General features: G+C 39.3%; 16 protein-coding genes. 10 read left to right on the top strand and 6 right to left on the bottom strand.

Going from position 1 to position 19,113, the window contains the following annotated elements; translation table 11 throughout:
• Nucleotides 1-87: 87 nt before the first annotated feature.
• Nucleotides 88-2,496 (bottom strand): OstA-like protein, encoded by a 2,409-nt coding sequence (locus tag ACFSR6_RS19140; RefSeq protein WP_379081855.1) that lies wholly within the window; start codon nt 2,494-2,496, stop codon nt 88-90.
• A gap of 65 nt (nt 2,497-2,561) precedes the next feature.
• On the opposite strand from ACFSR6_RS19140, the gene tilS reads away from it, so the two are divergent.
• The 4 genes from tilS (at nt 2,562) to ACFSR6_RS19120 (ending at nt 6,424) form a co-directional block, all read left to right on the top strand.
• A complete protein-coding gene (gene tilS / locus ACFSR6_RS19135; RefSeq protein ID WP_379081853.1) occupies nt 2,562-3,893 on the top strand; it encodes a tRNA lysidine(34) synthetase TilS in 1,332 nt (443 codons plus the stop codon).
• Nucleotides 3,894-4,382: a hypothetical protein gene (locus ACFSR6_RS19130; protein WP_147230762.1), complete on the top strand. Its 489-nt coding sequence runs from the start codon at nt 3,894-3,896 to the stop codon at nt 4,380-4,382.
• Nucleotides 4,383-4,588: 206 nt separating this feature from the next.
• Entirely contained in the window at nt 4,589-5,731 is a 1,143-nt protein-coding gene (bshA, locus tag ACFSR6_RS19125; protein ID WP_379081851.1) for an N-acetyl-alpha-D-glucosaminyl L-malate synthase BshA, read from the top strand.
• A gap of 246 nt (nt 5,732-5,977) precedes the next feature.
• On the top strand, nt 5,978-6,424 hold the full coding sequence (locus ACFSR6_RS19120; RefSeq protein WP_379081849.1) for a KTSC domain-containing protein: 447 nt from the start codon (nt 5,978-5,980) through the stop codon (nt 6,422-6,424).
• 307 nt (nt 6,425-6,731) lie between these two features.
• Here ACFSR6_RS19120 and ACFSR6_RS19115 read toward each other — a convergent pair whose 3' ends face one another.
• The 4 genes from ACFSR6_RS19115 to ACFSR6_RS19100 all read right to left on the bottom strand — a co-directional run bounded on the left by ACFSR6_RS19115 (nt 6,732) and on the right by ACFSR6_RS19100 (nt 10,453).
• The gene (locus tag ACFSR6_RS19115; RefSeq protein ID WP_379081847.1) at nt 6,732-7,031 is read right to left on the bottom strand and encodes a GIY-YIG nuclease family protein; all 300 of its coding nucleotides are present in this window, start codon (nt 7,029-7,031) and stop codon (nt 6,732-6,734) included.
• Nucleotides 7,032-7,202: 171 nt separating this feature from the next.
• Nucleotides 7,203-7,697 carry an SRPBCC family protein gene (locus ACFSR6_RS19110; RefSeq protein ID WP_379081845.1) on the bottom strand — a complete coding sequence of 165 codons (495 nt, stop codon included), beginning with the start codon at nt 7,695-7,697 and terminating at the stop codon, nt 7,203-7,205.
• Between the two features lie 16 nt (nt 7,698-7,713).
• A complete protein-coding gene (locus ACFSR6_RS19105; RefSeq protein ID WP_379081843.1) occupies nt 7,714-8,823 on the bottom strand; it encodes a lactonase family protein in 1,110 nt (369 codons plus the stop codon).
• A gap of 241 nt (nt 8,824-9,064) precedes the next feature.
• A complete protein-coding gene (locus ACFSR6_RS19100; RefSeq protein ID WP_379081841.1) occupies nt 9,065-10,453 on the bottom strand; it encodes a pseudouridine synthase in 1,389 nt (462 codons plus the stop codon).
• Nucleotides 10,454-10,716: 263 nt separating this feature from the next.
• Between ACFSR6_RS19100 and ACFSR6_RS19095 the strand changes: the two genes are divergently transcribed.
• The 6 genes from ACFSR6_RS19095 to ACFSR6_RS19070 all read left to right on the top strand — a co-directional run bounded on the left by ACFSR6_RS19095 (nt 10,717) and on the right by ACFSR6_RS19070 (nt 18,871).
• On the top strand, nt 10,717-11,499 hold the full coding sequence (locus tag ACFSR6_RS19095; protein WP_379081839.1) for a lytic transglycosylase domain-containing protein: 783 nt from the start codon (nt 10,717-10,719) through the stop codon (nt 11,497-11,499).
• Between the two features lie 284 nt (nt 11,500-11,783).
• The gene (locus ACFSR6_RS19090) at nt 11,784-12,827 is read left to right on the top strand and encodes a 2Fe-2S iron-sulfur cluster-binding protein (RefSeq protein WP_379081837.1); all 1,044 of its coding nucleotides are present in this window, start codon (nt 11,784-11,786) and stop codon (nt 12,825-12,827) included.
• A 272-nt stretch (nt 12,828-13,099) separates the two neighbouring features.
• On the top strand, nt 13,100-13,381 hold the full coding sequence (locus tag ACFSR6_RS19085) for a hypothetical protein (protein ID WP_379081836.1): 282 nt from the start codon (nt 13,100-13,102) through the stop codon (nt 13,379-13,381).
• A 403-nt stretch (nt 13,382-13,784) separates the two neighbouring features.
• On the top strand, nt 13,785-16,724 hold the full coding sequence (uvrA, locus tag ACFSR6_RS19080; RefSeq protein ID WP_379081834.1) for an excinuclease ABC subunit UvrA: 2,940 nt from the start codon (nt 13,785-13,787) through the stop codon (nt 16,722-16,724).
• An 87-nt stretch (nt 16,725-16,811) separates the two neighbouring features.
• Entirely contained in the window at nt 16,812-17,579 is a 768-nt protein-coding gene (locus ACFSR6_RS19075; protein ID WP_379081832.1) for a TatD family hydrolase, read from the top strand.
• A 272-nt stretch (nt 17,580-17,851) separates the two neighbouring features.
• Nucleotides 17,852-18,871 (top strand): asparaginase, encoded by a 1,020-nt coding sequence (locus ACFSR6_RS19070; protein ID WP_379081830.1) that lies wholly within the window; start codon nt 17,852-17,854, stop codon nt 18,869-18,871.
• Between the two features lie 147 nt (nt 18,872-19,018).
• On the opposite strand, the gene ACFSR6_RS19065 is transcribed toward ACFSR6_RS19070, so the two are convergent.
• Nucleotides 19,019-19,113, bottom strand: a 95-nt coding sequence (locus ACFSR6_RS19065) for an IS3 family transposase (RefSeq protein ID WP_379073649.1), incomplete at its 5' end; no start/stop codon positions are given.

Genomic DNA, 19,113 nt, shown 5'->3' with positions numbered 1-19,113 from the left:
TTTAATGGCATTCAAGCTCGCTTCGCGGGTGCTTCACTCCTGCGCAAAACCCTTTCTTCAGTTCGTAAAGACAACTCTAAGAACAAACTACGTTTTAGCAACCGGTTTTTTCACCTGAGTGGTATCTTTTTTAGGTAAAATCGGTTTAATGCCGAAGTTAGCGGTATCTGCCGGTTTAGTTGAAGGCAGTTTTTTATCCAGGTTCAAGCTGTCTTTGCCAATCGTAATTTTGGGCTTGGTAACAGGAACAGTTGATGCTGGATTAGCCGGTGTAACAGTTGTTTTTGTACCCGCTACCGCTTTGCCGGCAACTGTTTTAGCCTTTATTTTAGACTTAGGCTTACCCGCTGAGCCAACAGCATCTTTCTTAGATTTTGGCCGTTCGCTGGGTTTCCATGAAAAGCCTTTTAAAGCATGGTCTTTCGCAATTTCATTTTCAGGATTTAAGGCCCCTTCTACGCCTTTAATGTATACAATATCCTCAATTGCGTTTTCCTTGTTCTTAAAAATGAATTTTATCCTGCTACTTAAGGTTTGGTTCATTTCCTTATAAACCTTAGTGCTGTCGTCTTGGGTGTAATAGATACTTTCGGCATTACCATCAACATAGAGGGTTTTCAATTTTCCGTTAGAAAAGAAACCTGTCATCAATCGACCTTTTATCTGGTTAAACCTGAGCGAATCGGCTGGGGTATTTACCAAAAAAGCATTTCTGATGGCCTGTAAATTATTCAGCTTTTTGTTTTTGAACTGTACATAAATGGTATCGCCAACCTGTTGTGAACCTTCCGACCATATAATCGGGTTGCTGTAACAGCGCAGGGTAGAATCGGCACTGGTGTAAAAAAGGCTGTCGGTTTTGGCCTGAATATTTGTTTTGAAAATTTTAACGCCATGGTATGCTTTAATAATACGCGTTTGAACGGTATCAGCCGGATTAAACTTAGTAGTATCAGTCTTTAAACCATCGGGTTTTAAGTTCCCCAAAACTTTTGTTAAGCTATCTTTATTAGCACCAGATTTTGTTATTTTCTTTTGCAGGCTGTCGACTTTGGCTTTTGAAATATCCTTTACAATGGGAAAAGTTTTTTCGGCAATCTTTTTTTGCAAACTATCGGCCTTCGTTTTTGAAACGTCTTTTATAACAGTACCAACTTTATTTGCTATTTTTTTCTGTAAACTATCTGTTTTGAGTGCGGGCAGGTTTTTAATGATAGAATCGGCCTTTCCCTTTAAAATATTGCCTTTTTGCAAACTATCAGTACTAATTTTGGGCAGCCCTTTGCTCAGCGAATCTATTTTCGTTTTTAAACTGTCAATGTTTTTATCTTTCGGGTTAAGCGGCTCTTCCGTTTCGGCATTGCCTTTTTTCTTATCGGCCTTACTGTTTCTCGTATTACGCTTATTCCGGTTTTCTTTTTGGATTGATTCAGCTTCGGGTTTATATTTTGGCTCACCTTTTCCTTTCTTTCCGCCATCTTCATCATCCTCCCCAACCTGGTTATCAGCTTTGATCGAGATTTTAGGGATTAACTTTAGGTTTTTTTGCAGCACCATTTGCGTTTCCAGTGTATCGGCTCCCATCCATAAACTGTCCGGTCTTTTTTTATTCTTCACCATTATGGAGTCTTCCGTACCTATTCCCAGATAGGCATTTCGGGTAACCAAAGTCCGCTGATCCTGTTTGTAATAATAGCCTAAATCGCCGAACATTTTCAACTTATCTTTCGTATCGGAAAAAACAATGTTTTTAACCGCTTTACCAACCCCCAGTTTACCATAATAATATAAACTATCTCCCTTTAAAGATCGTGTACCTTGCGTATAAAGATTTTTTTTGCCAAAAAAGGCATCTTCTGTCATGGTGTTGTACTGGCCATTTTCGGTGTATAGGTTGTCGTCTTTACCCTTGATATTGGTTGGTCCATAAAAGTAGGTCCATTTATCTTCGGTATTGTAACTCATGGTATCCGATTTGATGACCGATTGGGGTGTAACCACCACAACATCATATCTAAAATAAGCAACATTTCTCTGACTGAAATAATAACCGTTTTTACTGGTAAGCGTTACATCCTTATTTACAATCTTGCCGCCACTGGTATAAGTTCCTATCTTGGTAAGGGTGTTGTAATCAAGTATATTAGTGGTTAAAACCGAAGTAGGGTCAACCATTTTTACGTTCCCTGTTAAATGTGCCTGTTTTTTATTTCCATCATATTCGAGCTGATCGGAATAAATATCGGTGGTAAGCTGGTTGATGTGCACATTTTTAAAAGCCTCAAAATAGTTACGTTCGCTATAAAATACAGCGCTATCGCAGGCAAGGGTAGCATTATCCTGTTGAAAAACTACAAAATTAAGATAGGTTGCTTTCTTCTTTGTATCGCCAGAGATATGCCGGTACGAAACAATTTTAATTTTCGAAGCAGGTTGCTGACCGAATAAAAATACTGGACTGATTAAGAGAAATAAAAAGACAAATAGTTTTTGCACACTACAAAGTTAGTTTTTTGTTCCGAACGTTCGGAATACCAGTTAAAATTAAATATTTTTGATGGATGTTACCCTTGCAGCAATTTCGCGATTTTATTGAACAAGAACAGCTGTTTTTGCAAGGCAACCGGATTCTTTTGGCCGTAAGCGGAGGAAAAGACTCTGTATTAATGTTGCATTTGTTTAAAGCAATAGGTGTTGATGTTGGTGTTGCACATTGTAACTTTAATTTAAGGGCAGGCGAGGCACAACGTGACGAAAGTTTTGTTGCACTACTGGCCAAAAAACTGGATTTACCATTTTACGTAACGCATTTTGATACTAAAAAATATGCGGCAGAGAATAAAATTTCCACACAGATGGCCGCGCGGGATCTCCGTTATAACTGGTTCGAAGAAATCAGGGATAAAGAGCATTACGATTATATTGCCCTGGCGCAGCACCAGAATGATGCAGTTGAAACCGTATTGATCAACCTTAGCCGTGGTACGGGAATTAGCGGATTACATGGCATTTTACCCAAACGTGATCGGTTGATCAGGCCATTGTTATTTTTAAACCGGCAGCAGATTGAGGAATTGGTAGCAGCCAACAATATTGATTTTGTGGAAGACAGCTCGAATACCAGTACCCATTATACAAGGAATAAGATCAGGTTACAGGTGGTGCCGCATTTACAGGAAATCAACCCTAACCTCGAAAAAACTTTTGCCGAAAATATTTCACGCTTTGCCGAACTGGAGGCTTTTTTAAATATACAGGTTCAGAAACTGGCCAGCGAAATTTTTGATCGGCGTGGAGATGGTGTTTATATTCCTTTAGCGGAAATTGCGCGGCTAAACCCACAAAAGTTATTGCTTTACGAACTGCTTAAGCCTTTTGGTTTTAACGAAAACCTCATACAGGAAATTTTGGATAGCTTAAAGGCCCTGTCGGGAACACATTTTTTTAGTGCCACACATCAGGCCATTATTAACCGGAATGACCTGGTAATTGTTAAAAAAAACAAACTTGTTACGGCAAACCAGTTTATCCATCCAACGAACAAAAGTATTGTTTTTGCCAATCATGAAATATTTTTAACCTTTACTGAAGAAATAAAGTTTGCGACAGAGCTGGATAAAGCTTTTGTAAATGCCGATAAGTTGATTTTTCCATTAACACTGAGAAATTGGCAAAATGGCGATAAGTTTATTCCGTTAGGAATGCGGAGCCTGAAGAAAGTGAGTGATTATTTTATTGATGAAAAAGTTCCCTTACATTTGAAAGCCACTACACCGATTCTGGTTAATGGAAATGGCGAAATCATCTGGATTGTAGGGATGCGGCAGGATAACCGATATAAATTAACAACTGCAACCAAAAAAGTTGCTATATTCGAACTCAAAATTAAATAAGTGGAAAGCAAGTACGCCTATATCGAAAAACAGTACATTGGCCGCGATTATGTCCGCATTTTCATCCGGTTGATTATGGCTGCATTCTGTTTTGCGGCGTATGTTTACGAACGCGACCGTGATAATACGCAGGATCTTTTTCTCGTGGTGGGTTTCGGTATTATCGGCGTTTCGATGCTGTTGCTTTTTTTGATCCAGTATAAAATTGTAGTGGATAACGGCAGCATGATTTTAGATGGACTGTGGACCACCAAGCGTGTTAAGATAGATTTAAACAGCATTGTGGATGTACGCAAGGCTACCTACAGCCGCTATTTTTTTAATAACCCGGTTTACAACCTGCACACCAAAGGCACTATCCGTTTTTATTCATCTGGTAAGGATGCGGTTGTTTTAACCGATCGCGATGGCTTGGAGTATTTTATCGGTACCCAAAGGCCTAATGAACTTTTTCTTGTCATAAAAGAAGAAATGCGCAGCCTTAAATAATTTCATTTTTTACTCCCGGTTTGCCCAATTTTCTGTCCCTGTTTTTCGCTTTTAAAAAAGAGGGCATGAACCTGCTTTTCTGAATAAAATGCCCTTTATTGTATCGATTGTAAAGGGGAAAGTGATAAGCGAATGTTATTACATTAAACCGACACGCATAATAGATTAAAATCGGCTACATTTGCGGTAACAACAATACGATTATAATGAAGATAGGAATTGTTTGCTACCCCACTTTTGGCGGTAGTGGAGTAGTTGCAACAGAACTTGGTAAAGCACTTGCTAATGAAAGGCACCAGGTTCACTTTATCACTTACAGTCAGCCGGCAAGGCTCGATTTCTTTTCTGAAAATCTTTTTTACCATGAAGTTTCGGTAAGGAATTACCCGCTTTTTGATTACGCTCCTTACGAATCGGCATTGGCCAGCAAAGTGGTTGATGTGGTCCGCTTTGAACAACTGGATGTATTGCATGTTCATTATGCCATTCCACATGCTTCTGCTGCTTTTATGGCGAAGCAAATTTTGGCCAGTTACGGTATTCATATCCCGGTGGTAACTACCCTTCACGGTACCGATATTACTTTGGTGGGTAAAGATCCGACCTATAAACCTGTGGTAACTTTTTCGATCAACCAAAGTGATGGTGTAACAACCGTTTCGGAAGATTTAAAAGAAGATACCTACCGCCATTTTGAAATTACAAAGGAAATTAAGGTAATTCCTAATTTTATTGATTTCAGCCGTTTTAGTTTACAGGCGAAAGATCATTTCAAAAAAGCAATTGCGCCCAATAACGAACGTATTTTAATCCATACCAGTAACTTCCGGAAAGTAAAACGTACGGAAGATGTGATCAGGATTTTCGAAAAAGTACAGGCCGTAATTCCTTCTAAACTGTTAATGGTTGGCGATGGCCCGGAACGTGTTTATAACGAACAGCTTTGCCGCTCGCTTAATATCTGCGAAAATGTAAGGTTTTTGGGTAAACAGGATGCAGTAGAAGAAATATTGTCTGTTTCAGATCTCTTCCTGATGCCTTCAGAGTCGGAAAGTTTCGGCTTGGCTGCATTAGAAGCCATGGCTTGCAAAGTACCGATTATTACCACTAATGCCGGTGGACTGCCTGAACTTAATGTAGATGGGTTTTGTGGTTACATGAGTAATGTTGGTGATGTTGATGCAATGGCAGCCCATGCGATCGAAATTTTAAAGGACGACGAAACGTTGAACCGTTTTAAAGAAAATGCCTTTACCAGGGCACAGGATTTTGATTTGAAAAAGATTTTGCCAGCTTATATCAATTATTACAAAGAGGTAATCGAAAACTCTTTACAGGCTAAGTATTAATATTTCTTTAAGGTTGCACTTCGGCCAAATAATTTAACCACAGATAAAAAGGATGAATACAGATGTGGGAAATCTGTATTGACCTGTACGCATCTGTGGTTAATATTTCTTCTGTTTTGATAATATTTGTCAAAACAAAACTTTCTCAAAATCAAATGATTATAAATCGTATCTTTGCGGCTCGAAACGGTTTTGGCAGATTGAAAATTCTAAAATAGTTTCACCTAAATTAAAAAGGTTAGCCCAATGAAGAAAATAGTTGATTATAGAAAGCTTTTGAACGTAGATAAAAATGCTGAATTAAAAGAGCTTAAATCGGTATACCGTACGCTGATGAAAGATTGTCATCCCGATAAATTTCAGCAGGAAGAAGAGAAGCTGGAAGCAGAAGCAAGAAGTAAGGAGATTATAGAAGCTTACCATTTCTTAGTGAGCATTGCACCTGAAACACGCGAACAGCATATCGAAGCTTATACACAAACCACAACTTTGTCTAATATCCAGGATTTCGAATACAAACAATCTGTTTTAAATATCCAGTTTTTTGATGGAAGTGCTTACGAATATTTTGATGTGCCAAGAGCAATTTACATTAAGCTGGTAAATGCTGATTCGCCGGGTCGTTTCGCCCGCAGACACATCTTTAACGAATTCCCTTACCGTAATGTAGCAAGGGTAGCAGAACCTGCTTAATGCAATTGATAAATATATTTAAAAAGTTCCCGATGAAAATCGGGAACTTTTTTGTTTAAGTATTTGCCATGTCGTCACGCTGAATTTATTTTATTAGCCGTTTTTATTGTTTTTTTAATGGTTTAATATTTAACGTGGTCGGCAACTATCATTTGATTTTCTTTGTCATCAGACCCTGAAACAAGTTCAGGGCGACGATCTTGAGGGACTTTTACTTTGATGTAATGAGCTTACCCGATTCATTTCCGTCATGCTGAATTTATTTCAGCATCTATCATGACTGTCATTAGTACTAATCACAAAAAACTTAATCATCCTGTAAAGTGTCAAACAGATCACTCCAGTAAGGATTGTTTTTGTTAATAAGATTTATCTTCCAGGCTCTTTTCCAGTTTTTTAATTGCTTTTCTTTTGCGATGGCTTCTTCTATAGAATCAAATTGTTCGTAATAAACAAGTTTACTGCAATTGTACTTGGCGGTAAATGAATTCGGATGCTCTTTCTCTTTGTGTTCTACTATTCTGAAATATAATTCTGAGGTAACGCCAATGTAAAGGACGGTATGGGTATAATTGGTTAAAATGTAAACACAGCCACCTCGTTCCATCTTTTTGTTATGATAAGTACTTTCATGTTAGACCCTGAAACAAGTTCAGGGTGACGATCAAATCCTAGTTTTTCCTAACGAATTTGTTTTATTAATCCGTCGTACTGAATTTATTTCAGTATCTATCATGCAATTTAACTAGTTCGTAACTAAAAATCAACCTATTACTTTCTAATTATTCAACATGGGTTTAAAACGGTTATCCTTGTTTCTTAAATCAAAGCCACCTTCGTAAACAGACTTTAAATTGACCAGGTAGAAACTCCACCCGTTGTGGCAGCCTAAGCGGATATTTCTTTTAGAATTCTCATCTTCAGGGATGTTTTTTTGGGTAAGTTCTACCACAATGTATTCGAATTCTTCCCGGAGTTTAATATCAACCAGGCAATCGCCTGCAAAAGTGAACTGGAGCTGATCTTTACCGTTCGCTTTGGTGATGGTGCCATTCTCTATATCATCATAAAGGTACCAGGTCCATTTATACCGGTCGCCTCTAAGTATATTTTGTGTTTTGCTCAACAGAACATCATTTTCATCAGAGAATGAAGCATCACTTAAAAACCATTTTTCAATTTCGCTGGCCTGTGTCCAGGCATTGTAGATCTCATCAAGTTTTGCTTTAATGGCAATTCTGATTGTGAATGTGGTCCAATCGAAATTTTCCATGGCTTTATTTTGGTGCTTAATTAAAAACTAAACAAACCGGAGCCCCAACTTCAATCCTTTTGCCACTGTCGGTTAATTTTCCTGTTGTTTTATCGCGGTTAAAAATAACCACATCATTGCTGTACTGATGTCCGATCAATAAAAACTTGCCTGTTGGGTCAATACTGAAGTTTCTGGGGCCTTTACCCAATGTGCTTACCGTTTCTATGAATTTGAGTTTCCCGTCAGGTAAAATTGAGAAAGCAGAGATGCTGTTTGCATCACCACGGTTCGTTTCGTATAAGAATTTGCCATCGGCAGAAATATGGATGTCTGCTCCATCAATTCTGCCGGTGAAATTTTCCGGTGTGGTACCGATTTCCTGTAGCTTTGTTAAGTTGCCATTGGTATAGGCAAAAGCGGTAATGCTGCCATTAAATTCGTGCGCTAAATAGGCGAATTTTCCATTCGGACTAAAGGTAATGTGTCTCGGACCAGTACCTGCATGGGTTTTAAGAACCGATTTTACGGTTAATATTTTTTCTTTTGCCGCCGGGTTGTAGTTATAAATATAAGTTTGATCTTCACCAAGGTCGTTAACAATTAAATACTTATGATCTGGTGTAAATATGGCCATGTGTACATGGGCGCTTTCCTGCCGGCCTTTAGGATCAATGCTTTTCCCGGTATGTTTGATTACCTGGATGGCTTCGGTTAAAGAACCGTCGGCTTTGCGCGGGAATACAGCCAGGCTGCCTCCGCTATAATTGGCCACGATTACATTTTTGGTATCTACTGTAATAAAACATGGATCGGCACCGTGGCTATCAACCTTATTCAGAAAAGTTAAATTGCCGCTGGCTGCATCATATTTAAACGCGCTAACGGTACTTGTTGCTCCTGTTTCATTAACCGCATAGATGAATTTCTGATCAGGGGAAACGGTTACATAACTCGGATTTGCGGTGTTTTTGGTAATGCTTTTTAGTGTTGTAGCAGCTGTTGCAGAATTAAAGTTATAGGTATAAATCCCCTCGCTTTTTCCGGGTGCAGTGTAAGTGCCAATAATAAGGTTGTAATTGTTTTTTTGTGCAAATGTTAAACCGGATAGTATGGTGAGTATAAACAAGGAACTGATTTTTTTCATGAAAAGATGATCTTGATTTTAACAAATATGAGAAAATTTTAATGTAAAAGAGATAACTGTCCTTCTGAACGCAGTGAAGAATCTTTTCTTGATTTGCGCAGATGGTTGATGACTAAATTGATCTTTGGTCACTAGAAGTTAGGTGTTTGACTCTCATTGAATAAGGATTCTTTACTGCGTTCAGAATGACAACCTCTTCTATGTTCAATAAAAAAAGCAGCCAATTGGCTGCTTTCATGTCTTATTTAATTAAATGCTTAATCTGAACCAGTTCATGTTCTTCAAGATAACGCCATCTGCCACGTGGCAGGTCTTTTTTGGTTAAATTGCCGTACACTACGCGGTCTAATTTTTCTACATTATATCCCAAATGTTCGAAAATACGACGTACAATCCTGTTTTTTCCACTATGGATCTGGATGCCGATTTCTTTTTTCGTTCCACCGGCTACATATGAAATGTTATCGGGTTTGATCAGGCCGTCTTCAAGCTCTAAACCAAAGGCAATTTTATTTAAATCGCCCTGTGATAAAGCCTTGTTTAATTCAACATTATAGATTTTGGTAATTCCGTTTTTAGGGTGTGATAATTTATCAGCTAAATCACCATCATTCGTCATCAGTAATAAACCGGTCGTATTTCGATCTAAACGGCCCACCGGATAAATGCGTTCGCGGCTCGCTTTATCAACCAATTGCATTACCGTACGGCGTTCCTGCGGATCGTCGGTAGTGGTGATGTAATCTTTTGGTTTATTCAATAAAACGTAAACCTTTTTCTCCCGTTTCAATAGTTCACCGTTGTAGCGTACCAGGTCTTTCGCCGGGTCTACTTTATAGCCCAGTTCAGTTACAGCTTCACCATTTACGGTAATAATACCTGCAGTAATCAGTTCATCAGCCTTACGGCGTGAGCAGATCCCTGCATTTGAAATATATCGGTTTAGGCGGATTAAGCCTTTATCTTCATTGGTTTTACGGGCTGGCGCAACAACTGTGCGCTGCGGGCGGTTAAATTCTGTATCCCGCTGTTTCAGCTCCTCGCGTTTTCTGAACGGACGGGTATCGCCATCCTTTTGCTCCCTGGGTTTTACATCTCTAGAACTTCCTGCACTTGGCCTGAAGTCTGATTTTCCCCTTGATTTGTAATCTTTATAACCGCCCTCTCTCGGTTTAAAATCGCGCGAATCTCCATCCTTAGATCTGAAATCGCGTTCTCCTGTTCTTGGTTTATAATCTCTGCCACTTTCTCTTGCTTTAAAATCCCTGCCACCGCTTTTTGATTTGTAATCTCTCGATTTAAAACCACGGTCATCTGCAGAATCTTTTGATTTGAACTCACGATCACCAAATTTGAAACCCTGTGGTTCCGAATCTTTTGATTTGAAATCACGACCGCCTGATCTTGGTTTGAAATCTTTTTTATCTCCGAACGATTTTGATCTGAAATCTTTACCGTCTGTGCTTCTGGGTCTGAAGTCTTCTTTTGAATCGGATGATTTTTTGAATTTATTGTCTTTGTCGCCTGATCTTTTTCTGTCGGATCCGGCTGAGCTACTTTTGCCTTCCGTTCTCCGACTGCCTGGTTTGGACTTGTCATCCCGACTGTTCCTGTTGTTTTTATTTATCATGATACGCTTTTAACGCATTAAAAATGCGGGCTGCAAATTTATGAAAAAATGCTGAACATAACAATTTTAAAACCGGAAAAATTGGATAAAAAAATAGCCTCTAAAATAATAAAATATGATCAAAAATCAAAATTTAAAATCTGCGTTTAAAGCACTTTAGAGGCTGTTTTTTACGCTTATTTTTGTAACTATTTGATAGTGTGCTTATTATTTTTTAGCTTTGCCGACGTTTTTATTTAAGTTTCACCAAAAAAAGGAGGAGAATGTTAAAGAAACACATCGTACCATTTTCAGTAGTGGCAACACTATTTATCTTGGCAAAAGTGTTCACTTACCAAATGCCCTTAACGAAAAAAAGTCTTTTTAAGGAAGAAAAATTAAGCTCTACAATAACAAAAACTGATAGCACAAAAGTTGAAGACGTTGCGAAACCTCTTACTTTAATGGCCCAGTTAAATTTCGCGGACGAAACCCTGCCTTTAGGCGATAAAAGGGTGGAAAGAAAAATGAGAAAAATCTTGGCCGCACACACTTACAAGAACACACAAACCAATCTTTTGCACCAAAAAGCAGCAAAATGGTTCCCGATTATCGAACCGATACTTGCCGCTTATGGTATTCCGAACGATTTCAAGTATTTGGCTTTGGTCGAATCTGGAATGACTGAAGGGACTTCGCCAAAAGGTGCAGCCGGAATCTGGCAGTTTATGCCGGGAACAGCCCGTACCTATGGATTAAGAGTGAATGGAAATGTTGATGAGCGTTATAACCTGCGCAAATCAACCATTGCAGCCTGCAAATACATTAAGGAAATGTATAAGGGTTTAGAAAGCTGGACATTGGTGGCTGCGGCCTACAATGTTGGCGACGGACGCCTGCGCAAGCAGATCAATAATCAAAATCAGGACAATTACTACAAAATGAAGCTGAACCGCGAAACCGGTGGCTATGTTTACAAGGTAATTTCGATGAAACAGATTATGGAGCATCCGAAACGTTACGGTTACAACAAACCGAGAGTATTATTGGCCTATAACGGCGGATAATAAAATTAAGATAAAGACAAGCATTTGGTAAAGCGTCCCGGTTTCATAATCGGGACGCTTTTTTTTGGAAAAGTGATTTCCCAGATTCATTTTTTGCACCACGCTAGCTAACGGTTCCAGTTGGCAATTTGCGGTTACCAATAAACAAATGACCAATGAACCAATGAACAATTTCCAGTTGGCAATTTTTAGTTTAATGTGCGTGAAATTCTACACCATGCTAACCAATGAACAAATGACCAATGAACAACTGAACTAATAAACCAATTTCCTTTCTTTGTATTATGTTCAAACTGCGGATCAATAAAATCATCAACCAGCCTGGCGATAACATTACCTTTCAATTTGAGGAAATAGATGGGCAATATCCCAGGTATTTGGCGGGGCAGTTTCTGTCGTTGGTTTTTCAGGGTGCGCACCAAGAGATCAGAAGATCGTATTCGTTTAACAGTTCGCCTGATGTGGACGAACCTTTGGCTATTACCGTAAAGCGCGTAGAGAATGGTGAAATTTCGAGGTTTTTGCATCATAAGACTTCGGTGAACGATATTCTTTTTGCCCAGGAGCCACAAGGACTATTCAGCTATATCCCGGAAGAAAATTTAGAACGCGATCTTTTTCTTTTTGCCGCCGGGGTAGGTATTACGCCTTTGTTCTCCATTATGAAAACGGCTTTGGTGCGTGAGAAAAAATCGTTGATTACATTGATATACAGTAACAGATCGAAAGAAGAAACCCTGTTTTATGATGAGTTGATCGAATGGCAGCTAAAATATCCCGAAAGGCTAAAAATTGTCTGGGTTTTTAGCAACAGCAAAAACCTGATGACGGCCAGGCTGAACAAGTTCTATATTGAAAAATTAATTAAGGAACATTTGCATTTCAATCGGAATGATGCGCTATTTTATAGCTGTGGGCCAATAATTTATATGGATTTATGCCGCATTACCTTATTGGGCATGGGGTTTGATATTAAACAGATCAAAAGAGAAACTTTTGTATTGCCCGAAGATGAGGTTGATGAAGATGATAGCTCTGAAAAAGTTGTCGATAAAAATAACTATTCGGTTGTACTGCATTTTCAAGGCGAAACGTATCACCTTGATATTCCTTGGCCAAAGAGAATTCTGGATGTTGCGCTCGAAAATAAAATCAAACTTCCGTATAGCTGCCGTGGGGGGGTGTGCAGTACCTGTGCAGCCAATTGCACGAAAGGTGGCGTGAGGATGGATTATAATGAAGTGCTTACTGATGATGAATTAGAAAGGGGCAGGGTGTTGGTTTGCACCGGTCATCCCACCGAGAATGGAACAACAATAGTGTGGTAAGGTTGTTCATTGGTCATTGGTTCAATTGTTTACGGGCTCATTGATTAGAGTGGTTCATCGTTGCATCGTCATCTCGAGCGGAGAATAACGGAGCCGAGAGATCTGTTAAATGGTTAATGAATCTAGATGTCGTCATTCATCCTGTATCTAAGTGAAGAAGACCGATTTAAGTGTAAGAGAATCAACTCAGAATAATTCTTATATTCCGGTTTCCCGTAGAGTTTTATTGTTAAGAGAGGATATTTTCGAGCATATCAATTTAAAACAATAACATGGCAAATTTTAAAAAGAGTGATTTAAAACTCACGTACTCTTGGACGGCTTCTGCGGAAAACGACAATGCTAAAATTACGGGTTTCCCCGACAATGTACTTCTTGATAGACATGAAGGATATGAAGTCCTTCCTTTTCTCAATAGGTATATGGATGACAAAGGATGGACTAGTCAGGCTACCCTAAACAAATTAGAGAATGTACTGCGTGACAAACTTCCGGGAACAATAAGAAGTCATGCGAATATTAAGAAGTGGTTAAATGATAATTTTAGTCTATAACTAATTCAAGGAAAATTAAAATGTATGTCGGGCAAGTTGTGTCCGACATTTTTTTCATTCATTATTGTACTTTGAGATTATAAGCCAATCATTTTTATATATAATTAACCACTTAGGACAATTATCTTATCTTTTGATCACCAAAAGATAAATTTATATTCATCCATCAAGCGATTTTCAAAAAAATACATTCTCTAAAAATACAAAACCATTACCTGTTTCACAACGTTTAGGCTATTGGAAAAAGCCAAAACTTTATTTCGGAAGATGGCTTTTATATTATGACATTTAATCCTTAATACAGATTGCATTAGACTTTCTTTTTGATAAAATTTTTAGCATTTTTGCGGATTGAAATCCGGTCTTTTCTAAAGCTTGGTTCCATCCACAATTTTTAATAAATATGAGCAATAAATCTATCGACCTCGGTGAGCAAAAGGATGTTGAAGTATACGGTGCGAGGGTACATAATTTAAAGAATATAGACGTTCGTTTTCCGCGTAACGAAATGGTGGTCATTACGGGGCTGAGCGGAAGCGGTAAATCTTCCCTGGCTTTTGATACCATTTATGCGGAGGGACAGCGCCGTTATATGGAAACCTTCAGCGCCTATAGCCGTCAGTTTATGGGCGGAATGGAACGTCCCGATGTAGATAAAGTTTCCGGTTTAAGTCCGGTTATTGCCATTGAGCAGAAAACGACCAGTAAAAACCCGCGTTCTACCGTGGGAACCATTACCGAAATTTATGATTTTATGCGTTTGCTTTATGCGCGTGTTGCTGATGCTTATTCTTACAACACCGGCGAGAAAATGGAACGCATGAGCGAAGATCAGATCCTGCAGAATATTTTTAACAAATTTGATGGGCTTGCCGTAAATATCCTTGCACCGGTTGTCAAAGGCAGGAAGGGGCATTACCGGGAACTTTTTGAGCAGATCCGTAAACAGGGGTATGTAAAAGTTCGCGTAGATGGAGAGATTAAGGATATTACGGCTAAAATGCAGGTAGACCGGTATAAAATCCACGATATTGAAGTGGTGATCGATCGCCTGATTATCGATGTAAAAGATAAGAAACGCCTGCTTGATTCATTGCAAACTGCGATGAAAATGGGCAAAGGCGTTATCAAAATCAGCGATAAGGATAATAATGTGGCACATTTCAGTAAATTTTTGATGTGCCCAACCACGGGTATTTCTTATGATGAGCCTCAGCCCAACAGTTTTTCTTTCAACTCGCCTTATGGTGCCTGTGAACGTTGCGACGGTTTAGGCTATATTTTCGTGGTCGATAAAGAATCAGTGATCCCAAACCCGAAACTGAGTATTTTAAATGGTGGTTTGGCGCCATTGGGCGAGTACCGCGATATCTGGATGTTCCAGGTACTAAAAGCGCTGGCCAAGAAATACAGTTTCTCGCTTTCTACACCAATTGAAAAATTAAGCGATGAAGTGATCGACATCATTTTAAATGGTTCGCCAGATCTGATTAAGGTTGAAGTTGAATACAATAAATGGAACGTCCAGAATTATAATATCACTTTCGATGGGATAATTAAAATGCTCGAAGAGCAGAACGAGAAGCGAAGCGAATCGGCATCTGACGATATGGACGAGTTCAGAAAGCTGAAAACCTGTCCGGAATGCCATGGCGCCCGGTTGAAAAAAGAAAGTTTGCATTTTAAAGTCGACGGCAAGAACATTTTCGAGCTTTCATCGATGGATATTAACAATCTTCATCAATGGTTCGAAAAAGTTGATGAACGTTTGTCTGACCGTCAGAATATTATTGCCAAAGAAATTTTAAAAGAGATTAAAGCGAGGATCGGCTTTCTAACCGATGTGGGTTTAACCTATTTAACTTTAGACCGGACTGCACGTACGCTTTCGGGAGGCGAGGCACAGCGCATCCGTTTAGCCACACAGATCGGTTCGCAGCTGATGAACGTGATGTACATTCTCGATGAGCCAAGTATCGGTTTGCACCAGCGCGATAATGAACGGTTGATCAATGCCCTTAAAAACCTGCGGGATCTTGGAAATACCGTTCTAGTGGTAGAACATGATAAGGATATGATTTTGGAGGCCGATTGGGTAATTGATGTAGGGCCAGGTGCCGGTATTCATGGCGGTACGGTTGTTGCCGAAGGAACAGCTGCACAGATCCTGAAATCGAATACCCTGACCGCTGATTATCTGAACGGTAAAAAAGGCATAGAAATACCAAAAACCAGAAGAAAAGGCAATGGGCATAAACTATCGCTGATTAAAGCCACCGGACATAATTTAAAAGAGGTTTCGGTAGATTTTCCTTTGGGTAAATTTATTGCCGTAACCGGCGTTTCGGGGAGTGGTAAATCGAGCTTAATTACCGAAACTTTATACCCGATCTTAAATCACCATTTCTTCAGGGCCAAAAAAACACCTTTGCCTTACGAAAAAATCAATGGCTTAAAAGAGATCGATAAGGTAATCGAGATAGATCAGGCACCGATTGGCAGAACACCACGTTCCAATCCTTCTACCTATACCGGAGTTTTCTCCGATATCAGGAATTTATTTGTTCAGTTGCCTGAAGCAAAAATCCGTGGTTACAAACCCGGCCGTTTCTCTTTCAACGTAAAGGGTGGCCGCTGCGAAACCTGTCAGGGAGCAGGCTTAAAGGTAATTGAAATGAACTTCTTGCCTGATGTTCAGGTACCTTGCGAAGAGTGTGGCGGAAGAAGGTACAACAGGGAGACTTTAGAAGTGCGTTTCCGTGGAAAATCAATCAGCGACGTGTTGGATATGAGTATTGAAGATGCCTGTGCTTTTTTCGAAAATATCCCGATCATTTATAGAAAGATCAAAACCTTAAAAGATGTTGGTTTAGGTTATATCACTTTGGGACAATCGTCAGTTACTTTATCGGGTGGCGAGGCACAACGTGTAAAACTGGCTACCGAACTTTCCAAAAAAGATACCGGAAAAACCTTTTATATTTTGGATGAACCAACTACCGGGCTTCATTTCGAAGATATTAACGTGCTTTTGGGTGTATTACAAGAGCTGGTTGATAAGGGGAATACCATTTTGGTGATCGAACATAATTTAGATGTGGTTAAAGTTGCCGATTGGGTAATCGATTTAGGGGAAGAAGGTGGCGCTGGCGGCGGACGGATTTTGTTTGAAGGTACACCCGAAGGTTTGATCCAGAACCCGATTAGCCTAACCGGAAAGTTTTTGAAAAAGGAAATGGAATGGAATCCTCAGTCCCAAGTCGGAAGTCTAGAGTCCGCAGTCGGAAGTCCGGAGTCAGAAGTTAAAACGCCTAAGAAAAGCACAGCTAAAAAGAAAAAGTAGTACTAAAAGCATAAGTTATAACCAATTTGTCATCCTGAGCCTGTCGAAGGACGCATTTAAAGTCCATCATCCATCATACATCAAAAAATGCTTTTCACAGATACCCATACCCATTTATATTACGAGCAGGATGCCGAGAAACAGGCTCAGTTAATGGAACGTTGTTTTGAAAACAATGTGAACCGCTTGTTTTTGCCTAATGTTGACGTAAAATCAATCGCCATGATTGATGACCTGGTGGCGAAATATCCTGAAAACTGTTTTGCAATGGCGGGCCTGCATCCCTGCGATGTAAAGGAAGATTACCTGGCGCTGTTGGACGAAATATATAAAAGCATTGCCGGGCGGAAAATTTATGCCATTGGTGAAATCGGGATCGATTTGTACTGGGATAAAACCACTCTTGAAATCCAGCAAGATGCTTTTCGTAAACAGATTGGCTGGGCAAAAGCGTTGGGTTTGCCGATTGTAATTCATTGCAGGGAAGCTTTTGATGAAGTTTTTGAGCTGTTGGAAAGTGAAAGAGACGAGAAATTAAGGGGGATATTTCATTGTTTCACCGGAAATTTAGCCCAGGCAAAACAGGCTATTGATCTGAATTTCTACCTTGGCATTGGCGGTGTGGTAACCTATAAAAAAGCAGGCCTGGATCTGGTATTGGCAGATGTTCCTTTAACTAACCTGGTTTTAGAAACAGATTCTCCTTATTTGGCCCCTGTTCCTTTTCGTGGTAAACCCAATGAGAGCAGTTACCTGATTTATATCGCACAAAAACTATCTGATATTTACAGCATTTCTATTGAAGAAATAGCAGCAATAACTACCGGAAATTCGAAAAAGATATTTGGAGTTTAGAATTGAGTGCGAAGTTCTAAGTCTGAAGTCATTAGTTCGGTTTCGGCCATTTGTCATTTCAACTGAAGCTGAGCGTAATGGAGAAATCTGCTGAGGCATCTCCAGTATAATATCTGTGTGTTAATTTCTTGTATTGCAAAATACTGGCTATAATTTTGTTATTTTGGTAAAATATTAATGTTTTTTAGCTTTTTTGTTGTTAATTTGAAAATATCGCCTGGTCATTTGTAAATTTTTAGTTTCTTTGTATTGAGCAACCTTCACTAAACCAAATGACCAAAATACTTATAATCTATACCGGTGGCACCATCGGTATGGTTAACGATCCTACAAACGGGATGTTGGTTCCGTTTAATTTCGAGCAGATACAAGAAAACGTTCCGGAACTGGGCCGATTAGATTACCAGTTAGATGTACACTCTTTTAATCCGGTGTTGGATTCATCAAACATGGATCCTGAAATATGGAAAACATTGGCCGAGCTTATTTACCATAAATATGATCAATACGATGGTTTTGTGATTTTGCATGGATCTGATACCATGGCCTTCACTGCTTCGGCACTGAGTTTTATGCTCGAAAACCTGGATAAACCTGTTGTTTTAACCGGATCGCAGCTGCCTATCGGAGAAATCAGGACCGATGCCAAAGAAAATTTGATTACTGCATTGGAAATTGCCGCAACCAAAGAAGATGGCAAAGCATTATTCCCGGAGGTTTGCATTTATTTTGATGCACAATTATTTAGGGGTAACCGATCTATAAAATACAATAGCGAAAAGTTTGAAGCTTTCCGTTCGCCAAATTACCCGGTACTTGCCGAGGCTGGGGTGCACCTGCAGTTCCACAGAAATTATATCTTGAAAGCTAAAGGGGGTGAATTAAAATTGCATACCAATTTTAATTCGAATATAGGTGTACTTAAATTGTATCCGGGAATTACCCCGCAGGCTGTTCAGGCCATTACCGACTCTAAAGTAGATGCCATTATTTTGGAAACTTTTGGCTCTGGCAACACCACTACAGCACAATGGTTTTTAGATAGCTTGCATCAGGCCATTTTAAATGGAAAAATCATTATCGACATTTCGCAGTGCAAAAAAGGCTCGGTACAGCTTGGCCGCTACGAAACCAGTAGAGAACTGTTAAAAATGGGCGTTTTAAGTGGTTATGATTTAACTTTCGAAGCTACCGTAACCAAGCTGATGTTTGTAATGGGCATAGGTTTATCAGTTGAAGAAAGCTGTAAACTGATGGAAGAATCGTTACGCGGCGAATTGACTAAAGATTAATAAATCAGACCTCGCAGGTTTTTAAAATCTGCGAGGTTTAAACCAACAATACTAAATTAACCCACTTGATCAGGTAACTGAGGTGGCCAATATTTTTTGTGCAGTCCACATTCTTTTGGACTGCCCCCAAAAAGTTGGACAAACTTATTAATTATTTAAGACTTGTGCCCGGTATTCAACCGGGCTCATTCCATTTAAGTTCAATCTTATCCTTTTATTGTTATAATAACTAATATACTCAT

This window comes from Pedobacter vanadiisoli, from assembly GCF_042684385.1.
Taxonomy (GTDB): domain Bacteria; phylum Bacteroidota; class Bacteroidia; order Sphingobacteriales; family Sphingobacteriaceae; genus Pedobacter; species Pedobacter vanadiisoli.
Note: the sequence above shows the minus strand (reverse complement) of the source record. Positions and strands in the feature narration are given on the sequence as shown.